Genomic DNA, 17,312 nt, shown 5'->3' on the forward strand with positions numbered 1-17,312 from the left:
TTCCCTATTTTGTGGCGCCGCCACGGCCGGGTATGGCCCCGGGGGCGCTGCTTTTTTGGCGACAAGCACCCATCACGTTCTATTGGGGCCCCGCGCGGGGGGGGGTTGGCCCCACGTTCAATCATGCGGTTCGATCAGGCGGTCTTGATCAGGCCGAGTTGGGTGAGGGCGGCGACGCCGTCATCGAGGCCGATCTCCTCGACGATCCTGCCGTCGACAACCTTCAGCACGGTGATGCCGGTGAAGCGCATGGTGCGGCCGGTGGCGGCGGGCAGCGAACCCACGAGGAAATCGCTGAAAGCCGGGCCGGTGTGCGTGCCGCCGCCCTCCCACTGGCCGACGACATAATCGCCCTCTGCAATCAGGTCGGCCGTGGCCCAGAAGTTGAGGTCCGGGAAGGCGGCGCGGAAGTCGGTCATGAAGGCCTTGATGTCGTCGCGGCCGCGGCGCGGCTCGTGCAGCGAATATTTCAACAGCATGTCGGGCGCGGCGATGTCGTCGACCACTGAGAGATCGCATGTTTCACCCCAGAAGTTGGTGAACCATCTGACGACGACGGCCTTGTTGTCTTCTTGGCTGGTCATTGGGAGGTCCTCTTTGTCTCTGCAACGCGATCATCGGATTGGCCGACGACCTGGAGCCATGACTAGGACGATCCGGCGGGCGCAAAACTCCGGTTCTTGCCGGCCAATCGAAAGGCGGGAGGGCAGGGGTGGCAGGTCAGGAGGCACGAAACCGCCTGCCTCAGCCCAAGTAACGCTTTCTTCTCTGGTTTTGTCGCAGATTGCCCCGCGGTGGGGATGAGCGAAACAGACGATGGCTGGTCGGGACAAGAAAAGTCGCAATGGAACGTTCTGGGTCAAGGCCTTGGAACGCGCCCATCTCGGCGTCTGGGACTGGGATCTTCGCACCGGTGACTGCTTCTATTCCGCGACCTGGGCGGGGATGCTGGGCTATGACGAGAGCGAGCTTGCCGACACCAGCGACCTGTGGCTGCGGCTGACCCATCCCGACGATCGCGAGCGGGCGCTGGCCAGCGGCGACCGCCACATTGCGGGACAGACCGATGCCATCGAGACCGAGCTGCGGCTGAAGCACAAGCAGGGCCACTGGGTGTGGGTGCTCGATCGTGGCGGCGTCGTCGAGCGCGACGCGACCGGAAAACCGCTCAGGCTGATGGGCGTGCAGACCGACATCACCAAGCAGAAGGCGGCCGAAGCCGAGCTCGAGCAGGTCAATGTGCGCTTCCGCCTGGCGCTCGCCGCCAGCGGCACCGGCATCTGGCACTATGACATCGCCACCAACAGGAGCTATTGGGACGCCCGCACCAGGGACATATTCGGCCTCGTCGCCGACACCGACGAGGTGACGGCCGACCTCTGGCACAGCTATCTGCATCCCGACGACAAGGAGGCCACCGAGCAGGCTCACCTGCCGCCGCCCGGCTCGGACGGTGTCACGGCCTCGCAATACCGTATCATCCGGCGGGACGGCCAGGTCCGGCATGTCGAATCGCTGGTGCGCTCCATCGCCGGCGCGGGTGCCGCAGGCCAGATCCTCGGCACGGTGCGCGACATCACCGAGGACAAGCTGCGCGAGCAGGAACTCGCCTATGCCGCCCGTCACGACGCGCTGACCGGTCTGTGTAACCGCTCCGCCTTCGACCGGCTGCTCGCCGACCATATCGCGGCGGGTGCGCCGCTGGCGGTGTTCTATGTCGATCTCGACTACTTCAAGGCGCTGAACGATTTTGCCGGCCACGCCGCCGGCGACCTGGCGCTGAAGAGCGTTGCCGCCGGTATCCGCGGCTGCCTTCCGCCGGGCGCGCACGCGGCGCGGCTGGGCGGCGATGAATTCGCGCTGCTGGTGCCGTATTGCGATGCCGCGCTGGCCGAGAGGATCGCCACTGCCGTGCTTGGCGCGGTGCGCGAGGCGGATCTCGGCCTGGCCGCGTCGACGCGCAAACTGGCGGCCTCGATCGGTATCGCCTTCGTCGACGACGCCAACATCACGGTGGCCGACGCGCTCGCTTGCGCCGACGACGCCTGCTACGCGGCCAAGGCTGCCGGACGCAACCGTTTCGCGGTGTTCTCCGCGGCAGCGGAAGCAGGATCGGGCGGGCTGAATGCCGCACGCGTCGCCGCCGACACGGTCGATGCCATGGAAGACGGGCGGCTGAAACTGTTCGGCCAGGAAATCCATTTGCTGGGCCGGCCCTGGCAGGAAAGCCGCCATGTCGAAGTGTTGGCCAGGCTCGTCGCACGCAACGGCCGGCTGGTGCCGCCCGGTGAGTTCATTCCGGTGGCCGAGCGCTTCGGCATCGCGTCGCGGCTCGACCGCTGGATCATCCGCACCGCGCTGTCGCGGCATGGTGCCGCCTTGCGCTCGGGCGCGCTGACGCTCGGCTTCAACCTGTCGGCGCAGACGCTGAGCGATCCGCAGCTGTGGGCGTTCGTCGACAGCGTCATCGAGGAGACCGGGGCGCCGCATTCGGGCATCGGCTTCGAGATTACCGAAACCGCCGCCGTCACCAATTTCGACGCCGCCGAACAGTTCGTGCGCAAGGCGCGCGAGCGGCACTGCCGGGTCAGCCTGGACGATTTCGGCGCCGGCATGAGCTCGTTCGAATATCTCAGGCGCTTCCCCGTCGATACGATCAAGATCGACGGTTCCTTCATCGAGCACATCACGCAAAGCCGCTTCGACCGCGAAATCGTGCTGGCCATCACCAGCATCGCCCGCAGCCTCGGCTGCGACGTGGTCGGCGAGAAGATCGAACGGCAGGACACGCTGACGATGCTGGGCGACATGGGCGTCGCCTACGGCCAGGGATTCTTGCTGCATCGGCCAGAGCCGCTGGAGCAGATTGTTTCGCGCGCGACCGTGGTGGTGGTGGCCCGCAAGGCTTCGTGATCCGCCGCGTTTCAGGTCAGGCCGGCCGGCCTGACCTGAGTCTCAACACATTCTACGCGGTTCGCCGCGCGGTCGATTTCGGAAACTCCAGCACGCCAGCCTCGGGTCGCCTGTGCTGTGCTTCCGCCACCGCTTCGATCAACAGATCCAGGGCGTCACAGGCAGCGCGGCTCGTCTCGTCATTGCCTTGCAGATAGTGATAGGCACGTTCGAGGTGGATGCGGGCGGCTGAAAAATCGCTGGTCAATGGTTCCCTCCATGATCCCGCCCTAATGTCCATCTTGCCGGGCCTGGCGGAATGCGGGGTAAATATCCACAGGCGGGTTTTATTCAAATGCCGTCGAATGTTGCAGAGGAGGCCTTGGGAGGGCGCGGCCGGTGACGCCGCCAATCTCCCCACAAGGAGGGAGATCGGCAGCTTCAATGCCCGCCGGCCGGTGCTGTCCAGCCGCGCAAAATGTGTTTCTGGATCTTGCCGGATGCGGTGCGCGGCAGCGCATCGGTGAGCAGGAATTCTTTCGGCACCTTGTAGCGGGCGATGCGGGCGCCGCAGTGGCTTGCCAGATCAGCCGGATCGAGCACGCAACCTGACTTGACCACGACAAAGGCGCGCCCGACTTCGCCCCAACGCTCGTCGGCGACGCCGATCACCGCTGCCTCGGCAATGTCGGGATGGTCGAGCAGCACCATCTCGATTTCGGCCGGATAGACGTTCTCCCCACCGGAGATGAACATGTCCTTGCGGCGGTCGACGAGGGTGACGAAGCCTTCCTCATCCTGCCGCCCGATGTCGCCGGTACGGAACCAGCCGTTGGCGGTAAAGGCGCGTGCCGTCTCTTCCGGCCGGTTCCAGTAGCCAGGTGTGATGCTGGGGCCGGACAGCCATATCTCGCCCGGTTCGCCGGCAGCGACGTCACGGCCAGCGTCGTCGACGATGCGCAGGCCGATCGTCGGTCCAGCCAGGCCCGACGCGCCCGCCTTGCCGGCGATGCGGTCGGCCTCGACCGGCATGCCAAGCACCGTGCCGGCTTCCGTCATGCCGAAGCCGTCGGCCATGCGCACGCCTTGAGCCAGCCACCAGAGGATGTCGGCGGCGGGATTGGGCGCGCCGCCGGTGAAGATGGCGGTCAGCGACGTCCAATTCGAAGGCGCAAAATCGGGATGGTCGCGCAGCATCCTGGCCATCCGCGGCACGCAGAAATAATGGGTGACGCCAAGCGTGGGATCGGCGAGACGACGGTTGGTGACGCCGGCGTCGAAGCTGGGCGAGATCAGCACCGTACCGCCCTGCAGCAGCGTCGGGCGCAGGCTGGTGATGAGGCCGATGACATGGAACATCGGCGCGTCGCAGAGGAAGACGCTGGCATTGCCGACCCGCCCCAGCACGCCGAAATTGACCGCGGTGGCAAAGGCGTTCGCCTCGGTGATAACAACTCCTTTCGGCTGGCCGGATGTGCCCGAAGTGTAGAGGATGATCGACGGCGCATCGCTGGCCGGCAAGGGACGGCGCGGTGCGGGCGGGTGTTCCTCGACCGCCGCCGCGAAGGCAGCGACTTCGATTGGCGTGCAGCCCTCGGGCAGCGTCATTTCAAGGACGGTGTCATGCAGCAGCAGGATCGGATCGCAATCGGCCAGGATCGCCTGCTGTTCGGCTCTGGCGAGCCGCCAGTTGAGCGGCATGAAGATGGCGCCGAGCCGCATCGCGGCCTGCTGCAGGATAGCCAGGTCGGCACTGTTGCGGGCAAGCGTGGCGATCCGTTGTCCCTGTTCGATGCCATGGCCGGTTTCGAGGACGCCGACAGCACGCTGGATGGCTTCGTCGAGTGCCGCATAGGTCCAGCGCCGGCCGGTTGCCAGGTCGACACAGGCAAGACGATCCGGCTGCGTCCCGGCGTGCAGGGCCACGGGATCTGGCGTCGTCCAGGCCGGCATTTGCATCTCCTCCCAGATTGCGTCGGTGGTTTATCGCGCCTTGTCGTAGGCACCGAGACCCGGCTTGTAGCTCTTCTCGTCGATGAACTGGCGGATGCCTTCCTTGCGGCCGTCATTGTCGTGGGAATTGGCCGCCTCCTGTGCCCGTACCAGATAATCCTCGGCGTTGTCGTAGGTCATCTCGGCGACGCGGCGGATGGCGTCCTTGGTCGCCTTCAGGGCAATCGGGTTTTTCTTCAGCAGGACGTTCGCAACCTCGGTGACGCGCGCCTTGAGGTCGGCCAGCGGCAGGCTTTCATTGACCAGCTTCCAGGCCGCGGCCTTCCTGCCGTCGATGAGCTCACCGGTCAGCGCGTGGTACATGGCGTCGCGCATCGACAAGAGGTCGACCACCACCTTCGTGGCGCCGCCGCCGGGCAGGATGCCCCAGTTGATTTCGGACAGAGCGAACTGCGCCTCGTCGGCTGCAAAGGCGAGATCGCAGGCAAAAAGCGGGCCATAGCCGCCGCCGAAACACCAGCCATTGACCATGGCGATGGTCGGCTTGCCATACCAGCGCAAGCGCCGCCACCAGCCATACGCTTCAGACTGCGCCTTGCGGATGGCGGCAAGGCCCTTGGCTTCGGTCTCGCGAAAATATTCCTTGAGGTCCATGCCCGCGGACCAGGCGCTGCCCTCGCCGGACAGCACCAGCACGCCGACATCGTCGCGGAATTCAAGCTCGTCGAGAACCTCCATCATTCTCCGGTTGAGCGCCGGGTTCATGCAGTTGCGCTTGTCCGGCCGGTTGAAGCGCACCCAGGCGATGCCGTTCTCGACGTCGAAGGCTACGGTCTCTTCGGTCATGGTGATGTCCTCCCGTTCCGCTTTGTCATCAGCATAAATTGCTATGTGGCATAGCTTTTATGTTTGCTATGTCGCATAGTCTTTTTCGCTTGACAAGGGCTATGATCGCGGCGATCGGTTGCAGCATGGATGATACCCGACTTCACCCCGGTCGCAGCGCGCCAAGTGCAAAGGCCGAAGACGCGCTGGACGCGCAGATCGGCTACAATCTCAGACGTGCCTCGGCGCTCGCGCTCAACGATTTCGCCGTCGAGTTGTCTGATGCGGCGCTGCGCCCGGTCACCTACGGCATGCTGGCGCTGATCGACGAGAAGCCCGGCATCCGCGCCGCCGAACTCTGCCGCCTGCTCGGCATGAAGAGCGCCAACATGGCGCCGCTGCTCTCCGAACTGGAAGAACGCGGGCTGGTCGAGCGCGACGATCATGCCGGGGACAAACGCGTGCAGGTGCTCAACCTGACGCAGGCCGCCAGGGAGGCGATGCCGGGATGGCGGCAACAGGTTCGCCGGCACGAGGACCGGTTCCTGCACAGGCTGACGAAAAAGGAGCGAGCAACGCTGCTGCGCCTGTTGCGGCTGATCTGGACCGAGGAAGACTGAGCGGGCTGCCTGGTTGGTGCCAGCGCTCAAGCCGGAGTGTGGAAAGTTTCTGAAATACCTGCGGTCTGGCCCGAACATTGCGCCGCCCCTTGTCTGGCGGCCGGCATCTTCTCCCCGTGAACGAGGACGCTGTCATGGCCGATTTCGCCAATCGCCAGCGTTGCGGAAAGAGCTTCTTTCTCCCCGTTCTACGGCGAGAAATGCCCGGCAGGGAAATGAGGAGCGGCGCTGGCTTCGACAATTAAGCGGGCAGTACCCTACAGCTCAACAACCCGCCCCATTCCTCGCCGTATCGCCTCGCGGTAGGCGAGGTCGGCGGCCACCATATCTTCCATGGCGACCCCCATGGCCTTGTAGACGGTGACCTGGTCGGCGCCGACCCGCCCCGGTCGCAGCCCGAGCAGCATTTCGCCGAGCTCGGTTCCGGTTTGCGGATCGAGGCCGGCGAGTTCGCAGGAGCCGACCGGTGTCGGGGCAAAGGCCTCCCTGGTCTCGACGAACAGGCTGGCCCTTCCGATAAGCTCGACCGGCAGTTCGCCGCCGGGCGGTGCGACGCCGACCGACGAGACATGGCTGCCGGGCCGCACCCAGTCGGCCGAGATCACCGGCGCATAGGAATGCGTCGCCAGGCAGACGACGTCCGACGAGCGCACCGCGGCCTCGATATCGGCGACGGCGACTACACCTGGGTGCTGCGCGGCAAGCGCCTGTGCATCCGCGAATTCCTTCGAGACGACACGGATCTCGGCGAAGTCGCGCACCAGCGGAAGAAGATTGAGATGCTGGCCGGACTGCACGCCGGCCCCCACGACTGTCGCGACCTTGGCGTCGCGGCGAGCAAGTTCGCGCACCGAGAGCACGGCCGAGCCGGAGGTACGCACGGCGGTGACATAAGTGCCGTCCATGATGCAGACCGGCATGCCGCTCCGCGGGTCGAACAGATGGATGGTGGCGAGGTGACTGGGGATACCTTTGGCGATGTTGCCCTCGAACACGTTGACGATCTTCACCGTCAGATGCATGCCCGCCATCCAGGCCGGCATAGACAGCGAATAGCCGGCTTGCGGAATGTCGAGCTGCGGCCGTGCCGGACTGGCCACCTTGCCGCCGGACAGCGCCTTGAAGCCGTCGGCCAAGGCGTCGAGAAGCTGGCGCGGGTCGATGCAGGTTTTCACCTCGGCCTCGTTCAGGATGAGCACCGGCGTGTCGCCCTTGGCCTGGGCGCTGCGGGAAATCGATAGGGCTGATGTCATGGGTCTTGCCTTGATCGGGTTGCGTTGCCCGTCAACGGTATTGCCATCTGGCAGCGTGATAAAATATGCTGTTTTTGCTATTTTGGCGTGACTATCACGCCCTCGAAGGCCGAAAGGTGTGAATACTGAAATGGAAAATCTCGACCGTATCGACCGCTCGCTGCTGCGTTTGTTGCAGGAGGACGGCCGCCGCACGACGCTCGATCTGGCACGGCGAGTCGGCCTGTCGCCGACCGGGGCGGCGCAGCGTGTCAAGCGGCTGTTCGCCGAAGGGTTCCTCCGCGCGGTGCGTGCCGTCCTCGACCCGGCCCGGATCGGGCAGGCACAACTCGTCTTCATCGAGGTGCGGCTCGACCACACGGCACCGCATGTCTTCGACCGCTTCGCGGAGGCTGTTCTGCGGGCGCCCGAGATCATCGAGTGCCACATGGTGGTCGGCGGTTTCGACTATCTGGTCAAGGCGCGTATCGCCGACATGGCGATGTTCCAGGATTTTCTGCAGCGGGTCATCCTGCCGCTTCCCGGGGTGCGGGAGACGCACACCTACGCCTCGATCGCCAATGTGAAGCCCGACGCCTTGCTGCCGATCTAGACCGGCGGCCGCTCCCCCGCATCCAGCAGCCATTGCCGCACGGCTTGCGTCGGCTCGGGGTGCCGCTGTTTTCTCGGCATCACGACATAAAAATCCTGCGTGCCGCGCATTTCGCCGCTGACGGGCTGGACCAACCGGCCGGCGGCGAGGTCGGCGGCGACGAGAAAGCGGCTGGCCAGTGCTATGCCCTGGCCGGCGATGGCCGCGTCGATAGCCAGGCCCGTCTGGTTGAAGCGCATGCGTTTCAGCTCCGTCGTCATCTTCAGGCCGACCGCTTTTTCCATGAATTCCGGCCACAGATTGTGCGCGTCGTGCAGCAGGACGTGATGCTGGATTTCAGCCGCGGCGATTTCGGTCGCACCTGCCGGAAGCAAGGCCGGGCTGCAGACGGCGACAATCTGCTGGGGAAACAACAGGTCGACGATCAGGCCGGCGCCGAAGGGCGGACGGCCTTGCCTGACCGCAATGTCGACGCCGTCCGCCTGGAAGCTCGACAGGCTTTCGCTGGCCAGGACGCGCAGATCGACCAGCGGATTGTGCGTCACAAAATCCTGCAGCCTGGGGATCAGCCATTTGGTGGCGAAGCTTGGCGTCACGCTGATCGCCAGCCGCGCCGGCTCGGGACGAAGCAGCAGCGTCGCCTCCGAGATCAGGTCGAAGGCGCGGCGGATGTTGGGGATATAGGCGCGGCCCTCATCGGTCAGCGCCAAGCCGCGCGGCAGCCGCTCGAACAGTTTTGTGCCGAGATCAGCCTCCAGCCCGCGAATGTGCTGGGCCACCGCTCCTTGCGTGACGTTGAGCTCCTCGGCCGCGATGCGGAAGTTGAGATGACGCGCCGAGGCTTCGAAGGCGCGCAGTGCGTTCAACGGCGGCAGGCTGAGGAAGGCTTCGGGCATGCAGGAGTTTTTCTACAGGTTGTTTTCAGGCATTCTGGTTCGAACCGGTGCGGAAAACCAGCTATATCAGCGCCCAACTCCCGAAAACACCGCTTGCGGTGCCCGCCAACCCGAAAAGGAAAACCCGATGAGTGTAGAAAAAGTAGCTGTGGTCGTGGCCGGCGGCAGCGGCATGGGTGCGGCGGCGGCCAAGCGCCTGGCGGCGGACGGCTTCAAGGTCGCCATTCTTTCCTCGTCCGGCAAGGGCGAGGCGCTGGCCAAGGAGCTGGGCGGGCTCGGCGTCACCGGCTCCAACCAGTCGAATGACGATCTGCAGCGCCTGGTCGACCTGACGCTCGAGCGCTATGGCCGCATCGACGTGCTGGTCAACAGCGGCGGCCACGGGCCACGTGCGCCGATCCTCGAAATCACGGACGAGCAGTGGCACACCGGCATGGATGTCTATCTGTTGAACGTCATCCGGCCGGTGCGCATCGTGGCACCGCAGATGGTCAAGCAGAAGGGCGGCGCCATCATCAACATCTCGACGGCCTGGGTGGTCGAGCCGAGCCCGATGTTCCCGACCTCGGCGGTGTTCCGCGCCGGGCTTGCCGCCTACACCAAGATCTTCTCCAACACTTATGCCGCCGACAATGTGCGCATGAACAACGTCCTGCCCGGCTGGATCGACAGCCTGCCGGCCACCGAGGAGCGCCGCGACAGCGTACCGATGCAGCGCTACGGGACCTCCGAAGAGATCGCCGCCACTATCGCCTTCCTGGCCTCCGAAGGCGCCGGCTACATCACCGGCCAGAACATCCGGGTCGACGGCGGCATCATCCGCGCTATTTGAGGGCGTCGATCGGGCGGGGGGTTCCGATATCTCCAGGGAGCAATAAATGCGGCTTTTGATACTCGGCACCGGCTGGATGGCGCAGGAACATGCCCGTCGCTTCAGTGCCATCGAAGGCGTCGACATCGTCGGCGCCGTCGATGTCGATCCGGCGCGCGTCGGCGACTTCGCCGACAGCTTCAAGATCGCCAACCGCTTCACCTCGCTGGAGGAGGCGCTGAAATGGGGTGCCTTCGACGCGGTGGCCAATGTCACGCCCGACCGCATCCACCACCCGACCACCATGGCGCTGATCGCCGCCGGCAAGCCGGTGCTGTGCGAGAAGCCGCTGGCCGAAAACTTCGGCAAGGCGACCGAGATGGCCGAGGCCGCCGAGGCCGCCGGCATCGTCAACATGGTGAACCTCACCTATCGCAACGTCGCCGCGCTGCAGAAGGCCCGCCAGATGGTGCGGGCGGGCGAAATCGGCACGGTCAGGCATGTTGAGGCGTCCTATCTGCAAAGCTGGCTGGTGTCGAAATTCTGGGGCGACTGGCGCACCGATCCGAAATGGCTCTGGCGCCTGTCGCGGGGCCACGGCTCGAACGGCGTGCTCGGCGATGTCGGCATCCACATCCTCGATTTCGCCAGCTATGGTGCGGCTCTCGACATCGACCATGTCTTCTGCCGGCTGCGCAGCTTCGACAAGGCACCTGGCAACCGCATCGGCGACTACGGGCTCGACGCCAACGACAGCTTCGCCATGACGCTGGATTTTTCCAATGGTGCCTTCGGCGTGGTGCATGCCAGCCGCTGGGCATCAGGCCATCTCAACGAGCTGCGCCTGCGCATCTATGGCGACAAAGGCGGCCTCGAGGTGGTGCACAATCTCGACGGCTCGGCGCTCAAGGCCTGCGTCGGCGACAATGTCGAGAACGCCATATGGGAAGAGCTCGACGCCGGCACGGTACCGACCAACTACCAGCGTTTCGCCGATGCGGTGCGAACCGGCGTGCAGGCCGAACCGTCCTTCCACCATGCGGCCGAATTGCAGAAGGTACTGGATCTGGCTGTGCTGTCGGACGAGAAGCGGGCGGAGCTGAGGGCGAGCGCGGATACGCATTGAGGTTCCTCGCCCCACGGAAGTGGGGAGAGGTGGCCCCGAAGCGGCCGGAGAGGGGGCTTTCGTAGAGCAAAAGACGTCGGCCAGAAAGCCCAGGCCACGGTTGCGCCTTTCGATCATTCCTCGAAATGGAGGATCTTGGCGGCCGGCAGCCCGACAGCGAGGGTTCAATTCGCTGGCAACACCTTGGTCACGCGCGTCAGCCGCCATTCACCAAAGCAAGAATGAGCTTTTGCAGGTTGCCGCCCTGACCGAACTCGACGCGGTCGAAATCGCGGCTCGCCTGCCGCTGCGCTTGTGACAAGGCGGACAGGCGTCTGGTCATCTCGGTGCGGATCTTGCTGCATTTGGGATCGTCGGCAACGCTGAGGCCGACGGTCGCCGCCTCGATCTTGCGCACCATGTCGATGATATCAGCGCCATGCACCTTCTCGTGCGCGCTGACACCGGCGATGAAAACCTCCCAGTTCTTCTGGATGGCCGGCGGCAGCGGCGCCGAGGGGCTTGGCAAGGTGTAGGTGATGATGAGCTTCGGCCGCGCCGTCGCCAGCACGCAGGCGCCGGCCCGTGCTTGGTAATCCCGGGTCCAGGTCAGCTTGAAATTGGTGTGGGCGATGGCGCGGGTGATGCCGAGCTTCGGACCGTTGTCGCCGATCGAGCGGTAGAGTTCCGGCCCGGACTGGCCCGATATGGCGTACGTCTCGACCTTTTCGACCGGCTTCCAGTCGGCATGGGCGGCCAGCGGTGAGGCCAGCAGGGCGACCAGCGGCAGACACAGACGAACACAGGTTTTCAACACCGCTCTCCGCACAATCGGGCCGGACGCCGCAACAGGCGATGCCACCGGATGGCTTTTCCTATAGGATGCCGGCGGGTGCGGCGGCAAATGTGCGAGGGGGAAGTCATGAAATATCTCATCATCGCCGGTGCGGTGGCGGTCTTGCACGCCGCGCAGCCGGCGTTTGCCGCTTCCTGCGGCGGCTGGGCTGCCAAGATGGAGGAGGACGAAGGCGGCAGCGTGCTCACCGCCTCGGTCTGCGGCGGGCCGAAAGGCGACGCGCATCTGATGCTGATCTGTTTCGACACGCCGGTGCTGAGCTACGATCTCGGCGCCACCGGCCAGCAGCTGGAGCCTGGTATCAGTGGTTCGTTCGAGTTCAAGGCCGACGGCAAGACGGTGACCAGGACGCTGCAGTTAGAGGCCATGTACAACTACTTCGTGGTCAATTTGACGAAAGCCGATCCGCTGCTGGACCTGCTGCGCGGGAAGGGCGATGTGTCGGTCGGTGCGGCCAAATACGGCCAGACCAGTTTTCTGCTGAAAGGCTCCAGTGCTGCCATCGGCAAGGTGCTGGCGCAGTGCGGCAAGGCAGCGCCCTCGGACGGGGATTGAGGCCTGGACCCTTGCGCTGCCCCTCATCAGCCTGCCGGCATCTTCTCCCCGTATGGTGACGGGGAGAACGACGCCGTCATCGATGGCTTCGCCAATCGCCAGCGTTGCGGAATAGTGCCGACATCGCAGCTGCCCATTTCTCCCCGTCACTAACGGGGAGAAATGTCCGGCAGGACAATGAGGGGCGGCGCTGCGTTGGTCGGTAATTCCGATGGCAACTCAAGTACCTTGCCGAGGACGCCTCGTTGCCGCTGGCGCGGGGTTATGTCGATCCCTTCAAGGACCTCGGCTTCACCGGCAGCCATCTCGGTTACAAGAAAGCCTTGTGATGCCCGGCGCGATTCCGGAGCGCCAGCGGCTGGCGCATGCGGGAAATCTTTCAGGCACACTTCAATTGGCGGACAATAGAGGATATAGGTCAGCCAAGTTGACCTATATTGCAGCGTCCGGGGAGGCGTGTCGTGACTTTGATGAACCTGTTGGCTTCGCGCTCGTCGCGGATGAAGGCGTCCGAAATCCGTGAACTGCTGAAGCTGCTCGACCAGCCCGACATCATCTCGTTTGCCGGCGGCATTCCCGATCCGGCGCTGTTTCCGGCCGAGGCGATCCGCGATGCCTATGCCGATGTGCTGGGTGGCTCGGAGGCGGGAGCGGCGCTGCAATACCAGGTCTCGGAAGGCTATCCGCCGTTGCGGCGCTGGCTGGCCGGGCAGATGGGCAAGCTCGGCGTTGCCTGCGACGAAGCCAACATCTTCATCACCTCCGGCTCGCAGCAGGCGCTGGATTATCTCGGCAAACTGTTCCTCTCGCCGGGCGATACGGCATTGGTGACCTGGCCGACCTATCTCGGCGCGCTGCAGGCCTTCAACGCCTATGAGCCGCGCTACGACCGGCTGACCCCGGACGGCGGCAACATGACGCCCGACGCCTATCGCGCGGCGGCCGCCGCGAATGGCGGCAAGGCCAAGTTCGCCTATCTTGTGCCGGATTTCGCCAACCCGACCGGCAACACGCTGAACCGAAAGCAGCGCGAGGCGGTGCTCGACCTTGCCGGCGAACTCGACATCGCCGTCATCGAGGATGCCGCCTATCGCGCGCTGCGCTATGACGGCGAAGGCGAGCCGCCGATCCTGGCGCTCGACTGCGCGCGCTCCGGCGGCATCGACAAGGCGCGTACGCTCTATTGCGGCTCGTTCTCGAAGATCCTGTCGCCGGGCATGCGTGTCGGCTGGGTGTGCGCGCCGCGCCATATCGTCGAGAAGCTGGTGCTGATGAAGCAGGCCTCGGACCTGCACAGCCCGTCGATCAACCAGGTGGTGATGCACCGCGTCGCCGAGGCCGTGTTCGACGGCCAGGTCGAAAAACTCATCGGCGCCTATCGCGAGCGCCGCGATGGCCTGCTCGCTGCACTGGAAGCCCACATGCCTGAAGGCGTGACCTGGAGCCGTCCGGAAGGCGGTATGTTCGTCTGGATGACGCTGCCCGAAGGGTCCGACGCCACCGCGTTGCTGGCGCGATCGGTCGAGGAGGCGCGCGTCGCCTTCGTGCCCGGCAACGCGTTCTTCGCCGACGGCACCGGGCGCAACACGCTGCGGCTGTCCTTCACGCTCGCCGACCGGCGCGCGGTGAGTGAGGGCGTCCCAAGGCTGGCGGCCATCCTGAAGGAATAGGCTTCCGCCGCCGGCGGGCTTTTTTCGTTCCGGTGGAACCTCTGTGGTACATCGGAGTTCTCACCATGTCTGACCCCCGCAGACAGTGGAAAGCCTCTTGTGTCGGCTTTCCAAAGGCCCGCCGGATCCCCTCCCGGCGGGCTTTTTGTTTGAAAGGTGGATCAGTGGACTTGCGGCGGGTGACGGTAACGCGTCCGCATTGACGGCGTCTTGTCCGAACCTAAATTCGAAAGCCTCACGAGGAGGAGTTTTCATGGAAACCCAGGAATTGCATCGCGGCCGGCTCATCGACCATATCCAGCTGGTGGTCAGGGATCTCCCGGCCAGCCGGCGCTTCTACGAAGCGGTCTTGCAGGTGCTCGATATCCCGATCGGTGGTGCCGGCGAGGGCTATTTCTGGGCCGACGAACTGTTCATCTCCAGTGCCGACAGCCGGGCGGCGTTGGGAAAACTCACCGGCCGCCATCATCTTGCGTTCCAGGCGAAGGACCACGCCATGGTCGAGGCCTTCTACAAGGCCGGGCTCGCCGGCGGCGGCACGGACAATGGCGCGCCGGGGGAACGGCCCTATCACCCCGGCTATTACGCCGCCTTCCTGCTCGATCCGGACGGCAACAACATCGAGGCCGTTCATCACGGTCCGCACACGCGCAGCACCGCTTCGGTGAAGATCACCTTCTAGGCTGTGCCGATATTCACCTGAATCCAGTCCGCAAGCGACGGCTTTGGGCGCTTCGGTGCTCATCCGAGTTGGTGCCGGACCGGGGTGCCATGGGCGATGCTGGAGAGATGCCGCTTTGCGTTGCCAATTTGGTGGCCCCGGTGCTAACCGTGCAAATGGCGGACGGGAATCGGCATCGAAGCAACGCGCGCCACAAACCTTTGAATAAAACTCCCATTACCCATCGTGGAGACTATTTTTTATGCAAAACTCAACAAGGGCGCTCCATGCCGCCGCACTTCTATTGGTGACCGGGGGTATGGGTCTGGGCGGTATATTATCCGTTGCTCATATCCAGTCGGCGCAGGCTCAGGAGGAGTATCTTCCGACCCAGAAGGATTTTGTCGGCAAATGGAAACTGAACGGTGGAGCCATCCGGCCGCCGCGCGACATGAAGGATGCGCCCACGCCGGAACAAGAGGCGGCCGCCAATGAGTTCCAGCAGACAGTGACCGCGTTTTACGGCGCCTTCGACTATCTGGAGATCACGGCGGACGGCCGCTACAATTTCCATCAGCCCGGTGATCCAACGTCGGGGGCCTGCGTCTGGTGCGGGACCTGGTCCTTCAGCAACAGTTCGGCGTGGCTCAAGCTGGATAAGGCTGGATATCTACGCCAAGGACGGCGACATGCAGATGACCTACACCGCCGAACCCGACGAAAGATCCAAATATGCCTGGCTGGTTTTCGGCTGGACCAAGGCCGAGTAAACGACGCCGCGCGGCTCGTAGAGCGAAACAGGCCCAAGCGGCTTTTCATCCATCTCGTATCCTCGTATTCGAGATGGAACCAGCCGCCCGAGGAGACCGCGTGAGTCCACTGCCTGAAACCGTGCCGTTTTTCAGCCAGTGGGAAACGCCGGACATGACCAAGGACGTGCTCGCCGATGGCGCCGAAGTGGCGCTGCGGCGCGATCCGCTGTGGCAGGGGTCGGGCGCGAAAACGCTGGACGAATACGCGGCCTGGGCCGCCAACATCTGCGGCATGGCCTGCCTGAAGATGATCCTGGCGACGCGCGGCGAGATCGTGCCAACGATCGAACTCGCCAGGCAATGCACTGGATATGGTGGCTATGTCGTCAACGAGGGATCGATCAAGGGGCTGATCTACGCGCCCTTCGTCAGCTTCGTGGATGAGGTCTTCGGCCTGCGCGCCGAGGTGATGACCAATGTCGCGACAGGGGACATTCCGGCGATCCTTTCTCGATCGCGTTTCTTCATCGCGTCGGTCAGCAGCTCCATCCGCTGGCCCGAGCGCGAGCCGCCATCGAAGGGCGGGCATCTGGTGCTGGTCACGGCGGCTTCCGCCAAGGATTTCCGCTTCCACAATCCGTCCGGCCATACCAGCGCCACACAGGCAAACGCAGTGTTGGCGCCAGCCGATTTCGATCGCTTCTTTGCCAATCGTGGCATTGCCGTCGCCATTTGAACTTTTGAGAGTTGAGGGATTTCGATGACCGCCAAGACAAGGGTTGCCATCCTCTATGGCGGACGTTCGGCCGAGCATGACGTGTCGCGCCTTTCGGCCGCCAATGTGCTGAAGGCGATCGACCGGACGCGCTACGACATCGTGCCGATCGCCGTTTCCCGCAGCGGCAGGTGGCTGCTGCAACAGTCGGCCGCCGGCGACGGGGCAGGGGCTCCGGCATCCGAGGACGGCATCGAGGTCGCGCTTTTACCCGGCGGCAAGGGCAGGCTGGTCGCCGTATCGCGGGATGGAACGCAGCCCGACCTGCCTCCGGTCGACGTCGTCTTTCCCGTGCTGCACGGACCGTTCGGCGAGGACGGGTCGGTGCAGGGTTATGCCGAAGTCGCCGATGTCGCCTATGTCGGCTGCGGCATCCTCGCTTCGGCGGCCGCCATGGACAAGGAGATTGCCAAGCGGCTGATGCGCGAGGCCGGCCTTGCCGTTGCCCGCTCGCTGACCTTGCGGCGCGGCGAGTCGGTGGCCTTTACGGAAGTCGCGGCCAAGCTTGGCCAGCCGGTGTGCGTCAAGCCGGCGCGCCAGGGCTCGTCCTTCGGGGTCAGCAAGGCAACCGACAGCGCCAGCTTCACCGCGGCCGTCGAGGCGGCTTTCCGGCATGACAGCAAGGTTTTGGTGGAGGAGTTCGTCGAAGGCCGCGAGATCGAGTTCTCGGTGCTGGAGCGGGCCGACGGCACGCTGACGGTGTCGCTGCCCGGCGAGATCATTCCGGCCGGCAAGCATGGCTTCTACACTTATGAGGCCAAATATCTCGATGCCGACGGCGCGGTGGTCAAGGTGCCCGCCGATGTCCCGGCCTCGGTTGCCGACAAAGCGAGAGAGATCGCGCGGCAGGCTTTTCAGGCGCTCGGCTGTGAAGCCATGGCGCGCGTCGACTTCTTCCTGCGCGCCGACGGCAGCCTGCTGGTCAACGAGGTCAACACCATTCCCGGTTTCACCGACATCTCGATGTACGCCAAGGCGCTGGCGGCATCAGGCATTGGCTACAGCCAGATCATCGACGTGCTGATCGAGCATGCGCTGGCAAGGCATGCGGCGCGTTGATCCCGTTCGGGAGCGGAGTGGCGCGGTCTACGCCTTG

General features: G+C 64.6%; 17 protein-coding genes and 1 pseudogene. 11 read left to right on the top strand and 7 right to left on the bottom strand.

What is annotated here, in order from left to right; all coding sequences use genetic code 11:
• Window positions 1-134 precede the first annotated feature (134 nt).
• Window positions 135-584, bottom strand: coding sequence for an ester cyclase (locus NKH19_RS27000; protein WP_352872602.1), 450 nt, complete (start codon window positions 582-584; stop codon window positions 135-137).
• A gap of 232 nt (window positions 585-816) precedes the next feature.
• On the opposite strand from NKH19_RS27000, the gene NKH19_RS27005 reads away from it, so the two are divergent.
• On the top strand, window positions 817-2,913 hold the full coding sequence (locus tag NKH19_RS27005; RefSeq protein WP_352872603.1) for an EAL domain-containing protein: 2,097 nt from the start codon (window positions 817-819) through the stop codon (window positions 2,911-2,913).
• Between the two features lie 52 nt (window positions 2,914-2,965).
• Here NKH19_RS27005 and NKH19_RS27010 read toward each other — a convergent pair whose 3' ends face one another.
• From NKH19_RS27010 to NKH19_RS27020, 3 genes are all read right to left on the bottom strand, one after another.
• Entirely contained in the window at window positions 2,966-3,160 is a 195-nt protein-coding gene (locus NKH19_RS27010; protein WP_352872604.1) for a hypothetical protein, read from the bottom strand.
• A gap of 173 nt (window positions 3,161-3,333) precedes the next feature.
• Window positions 3,334-4,851, bottom strand: a complete 1,518-nt coding sequence (locus NKH19_RS27015; RefSeq protein WP_502911045.1) for an AMP-binding protein — start codon at window positions 4,849-4,851, stop codon at window positions 3,334-3,336.
• Window positions 4,852-4,875: 24 nt separating this feature from the next.
• Complete coding sequence (locus NKH19_RS27020) at window positions 4,876-5,691, bottom strand: p-hydroxycinnamoyl CoA hydratase/lyase (protein ID WP_352872606.1); 816 nt, start codon at window positions 5,689-5,691, stop codon at window positions 4,876-4,878.
• Window positions 5,692-5,816: 125 nt separating this feature from the next.
• Here NKH19_RS27020 and NKH19_RS27025 point away from each other — a divergent pair, with 125 nt between their 5' ends.
• Entirely contained in the window at window positions 5,817-6,290 is a 474-nt protein-coding gene (locus NKH19_RS27025) for a MarR family winged helix-turn-helix transcriptional regulator (protein ID WP_352872608.1), read from the top strand.
• Between the two features lie 257 nt (window positions 6,291-6,547).
• On the opposite strand, the gene NKH19_RS27030 is transcribed toward NKH19_RS27025, so the two are convergent.
• On the bottom strand, window positions 6,548-7,543 hold the full coding sequence (locus tag NKH19_RS27030) for an ornithine cyclodeaminase family protein (protein WP_352872609.1): 996 nt from the start codon (window positions 7,541-7,543) through the stop codon (window positions 6,548-6,550).
• A 130-nt stretch (window positions 7,544-7,673) separates the two neighbouring features.
• Here NKH19_RS27030 and NKH19_RS27035 point away from each other — a divergent pair, with 130 nt between their 5' ends.
• On the top strand, window positions 7,674-8,135 hold the full coding sequence (locus NKH19_RS27035) for an Lrp/AsnC ligand binding domain-containing protein (protein WP_352983117.1): 462 nt from the start codon (window positions 7,674-7,676) through the stop codon (window positions 8,133-8,135).
• On the opposite strand, the gene gcvA is transcribed toward NKH19_RS27035, so the two are convergent.
• On the bottom strand, window positions 8,132-9,031 hold the full coding sequence (gcvA, locus tag NKH19_RS27040) for a transcriptional regulator GcvA (RefSeq protein ID WP_352872611.1): 900 nt from the start codon (window positions 9,029-9,031) through the stop codon (window positions 8,132-8,134). The genes NKH19_RS27035 and gcvA overlap by 4 nt on opposite strands.
• Before the next feature lie 127 nt (window positions 9,032-9,158).
• Between gcvA and NKH19_RS27045 the strand changes: the two genes are divergently transcribed.
• Both NKH19_RS27045 and NKH19_RS27050 read left to right on the top strand, forming a co-directional pair.
• Entirely contained in the window at window positions 9,159-9,863 is a 705-nt protein-coding gene (locus NKH19_RS27045) for an SDR family oxidoreductase (RefSeq protein WP_027046408.1), read from the top strand.
• A gap of 46 nt (window positions 9,864-9,909) precedes the next feature.
• A complete protein-coding gene (locus NKH19_RS27050) occupies window positions 9,910-10,968 on the top strand; it encodes a Gfo/Idh/MocA family protein (RefSeq protein WP_352872612.1) in 1,059 nt (352 codons plus the stop codon).
• 196 nt (window positions 10,969-11,164) lie between these two features.
• Here the strand turns inward: NKH19_RS27050 and NKH19_RS27055 are convergent, their stop codons facing one another.
• The gene (locus NKH19_RS27055) at window positions 11,165-11,761 is read right to left on the bottom strand and encodes a DUF922 domain-containing Zn-dependent protease (RefSeq protein ID WP_352872613.1); all 597 of its coding nucleotides are present in this window, start codon (window positions 11,759-11,761) and stop codon (window positions 11,165-11,167) included.
• A gap of 108 nt (window positions 11,762-11,869) precedes the next feature.
• Here NKH19_RS27055 and NKH19_RS27060 point away from each other — a divergent pair, with 108 nt between their 5' ends.
• From NKH19_RS27060 to NKH19_RS27085, 6 genes and pseudogenes are all read left to right on the top strand, one after another.
• Window positions 11,870-12,358, top strand: coding sequence for a hypothetical protein (locus NKH19_RS27060; RefSeq protein ID WP_352872614.1), 489 nt, complete (start codon window positions 11,870-11,872; stop codon window positions 12,356-12,358).
• Between the two features lie 470 nt (window positions 12,359-12,828).
• On the top strand, window positions 12,829-14,028 hold the full coding sequence (locus NKH19_RS27065; protein ID WP_352872658.1) for an aminotransferase-like domain-containing protein: 1,200 nt from the start codon (window positions 12,829-12,831) through the stop codon (window positions 14,026-14,028).
• A gap of 253 nt (window positions 14,029-14,281) precedes the next feature.
• The gene (locus NKH19_RS27070; RefSeq protein WP_352872615.1) at window positions 14,282-14,710 is read left to right on the top strand and encodes a VOC family protein; all 429 of its coding nucleotides are present in this window, start codon (window positions 14,282-14,284) and stop codon (window positions 14,708-14,710) included.
• Between the two features lie 241 nt (window positions 14,711-14,951).
• Window positions 14,952-15,459 (top strand): annotated as a pseudogene (locus NKH19_RS27075) (hypothetical protein).
• 73 nt (window positions 15,460-15,532) lie between these two features.
• Window positions 15,533-16,177, top strand: a complete 645-nt coding sequence (locus NKH19_RS27080) for a C39 family peptidase (RefSeq protein WP_352872616.1) — start codon at window positions 15,533-15,535, stop codon at window positions 16,175-16,177.
• 24 nt (window positions 16,178-16,201) lie between these two features.
• Window positions 16,202-17,275 carry a D-alanine--D-alanine ligase family protein gene (locus tag NKH19_RS27085; protein WP_352983119.1) on the top strand — a complete coding sequence of 358 codons (1,074 nt, stop codon included), beginning with the start codon at window positions 16,202-16,204 and terminating at the stop codon, window positions 17,273-17,275.
• Window positions 17,276-17,312 lie beyond the last annotated feature (37 nt).

The organism is Mesorhizobium sp. M1338 (assembly GCF_040318045.1).
Taxonomy (GTDB): Bacteria; Pseudomonadota; Alphaproteobacteria; order Rhizobiales; family Rhizobiaceae; genus Mesorhizobium.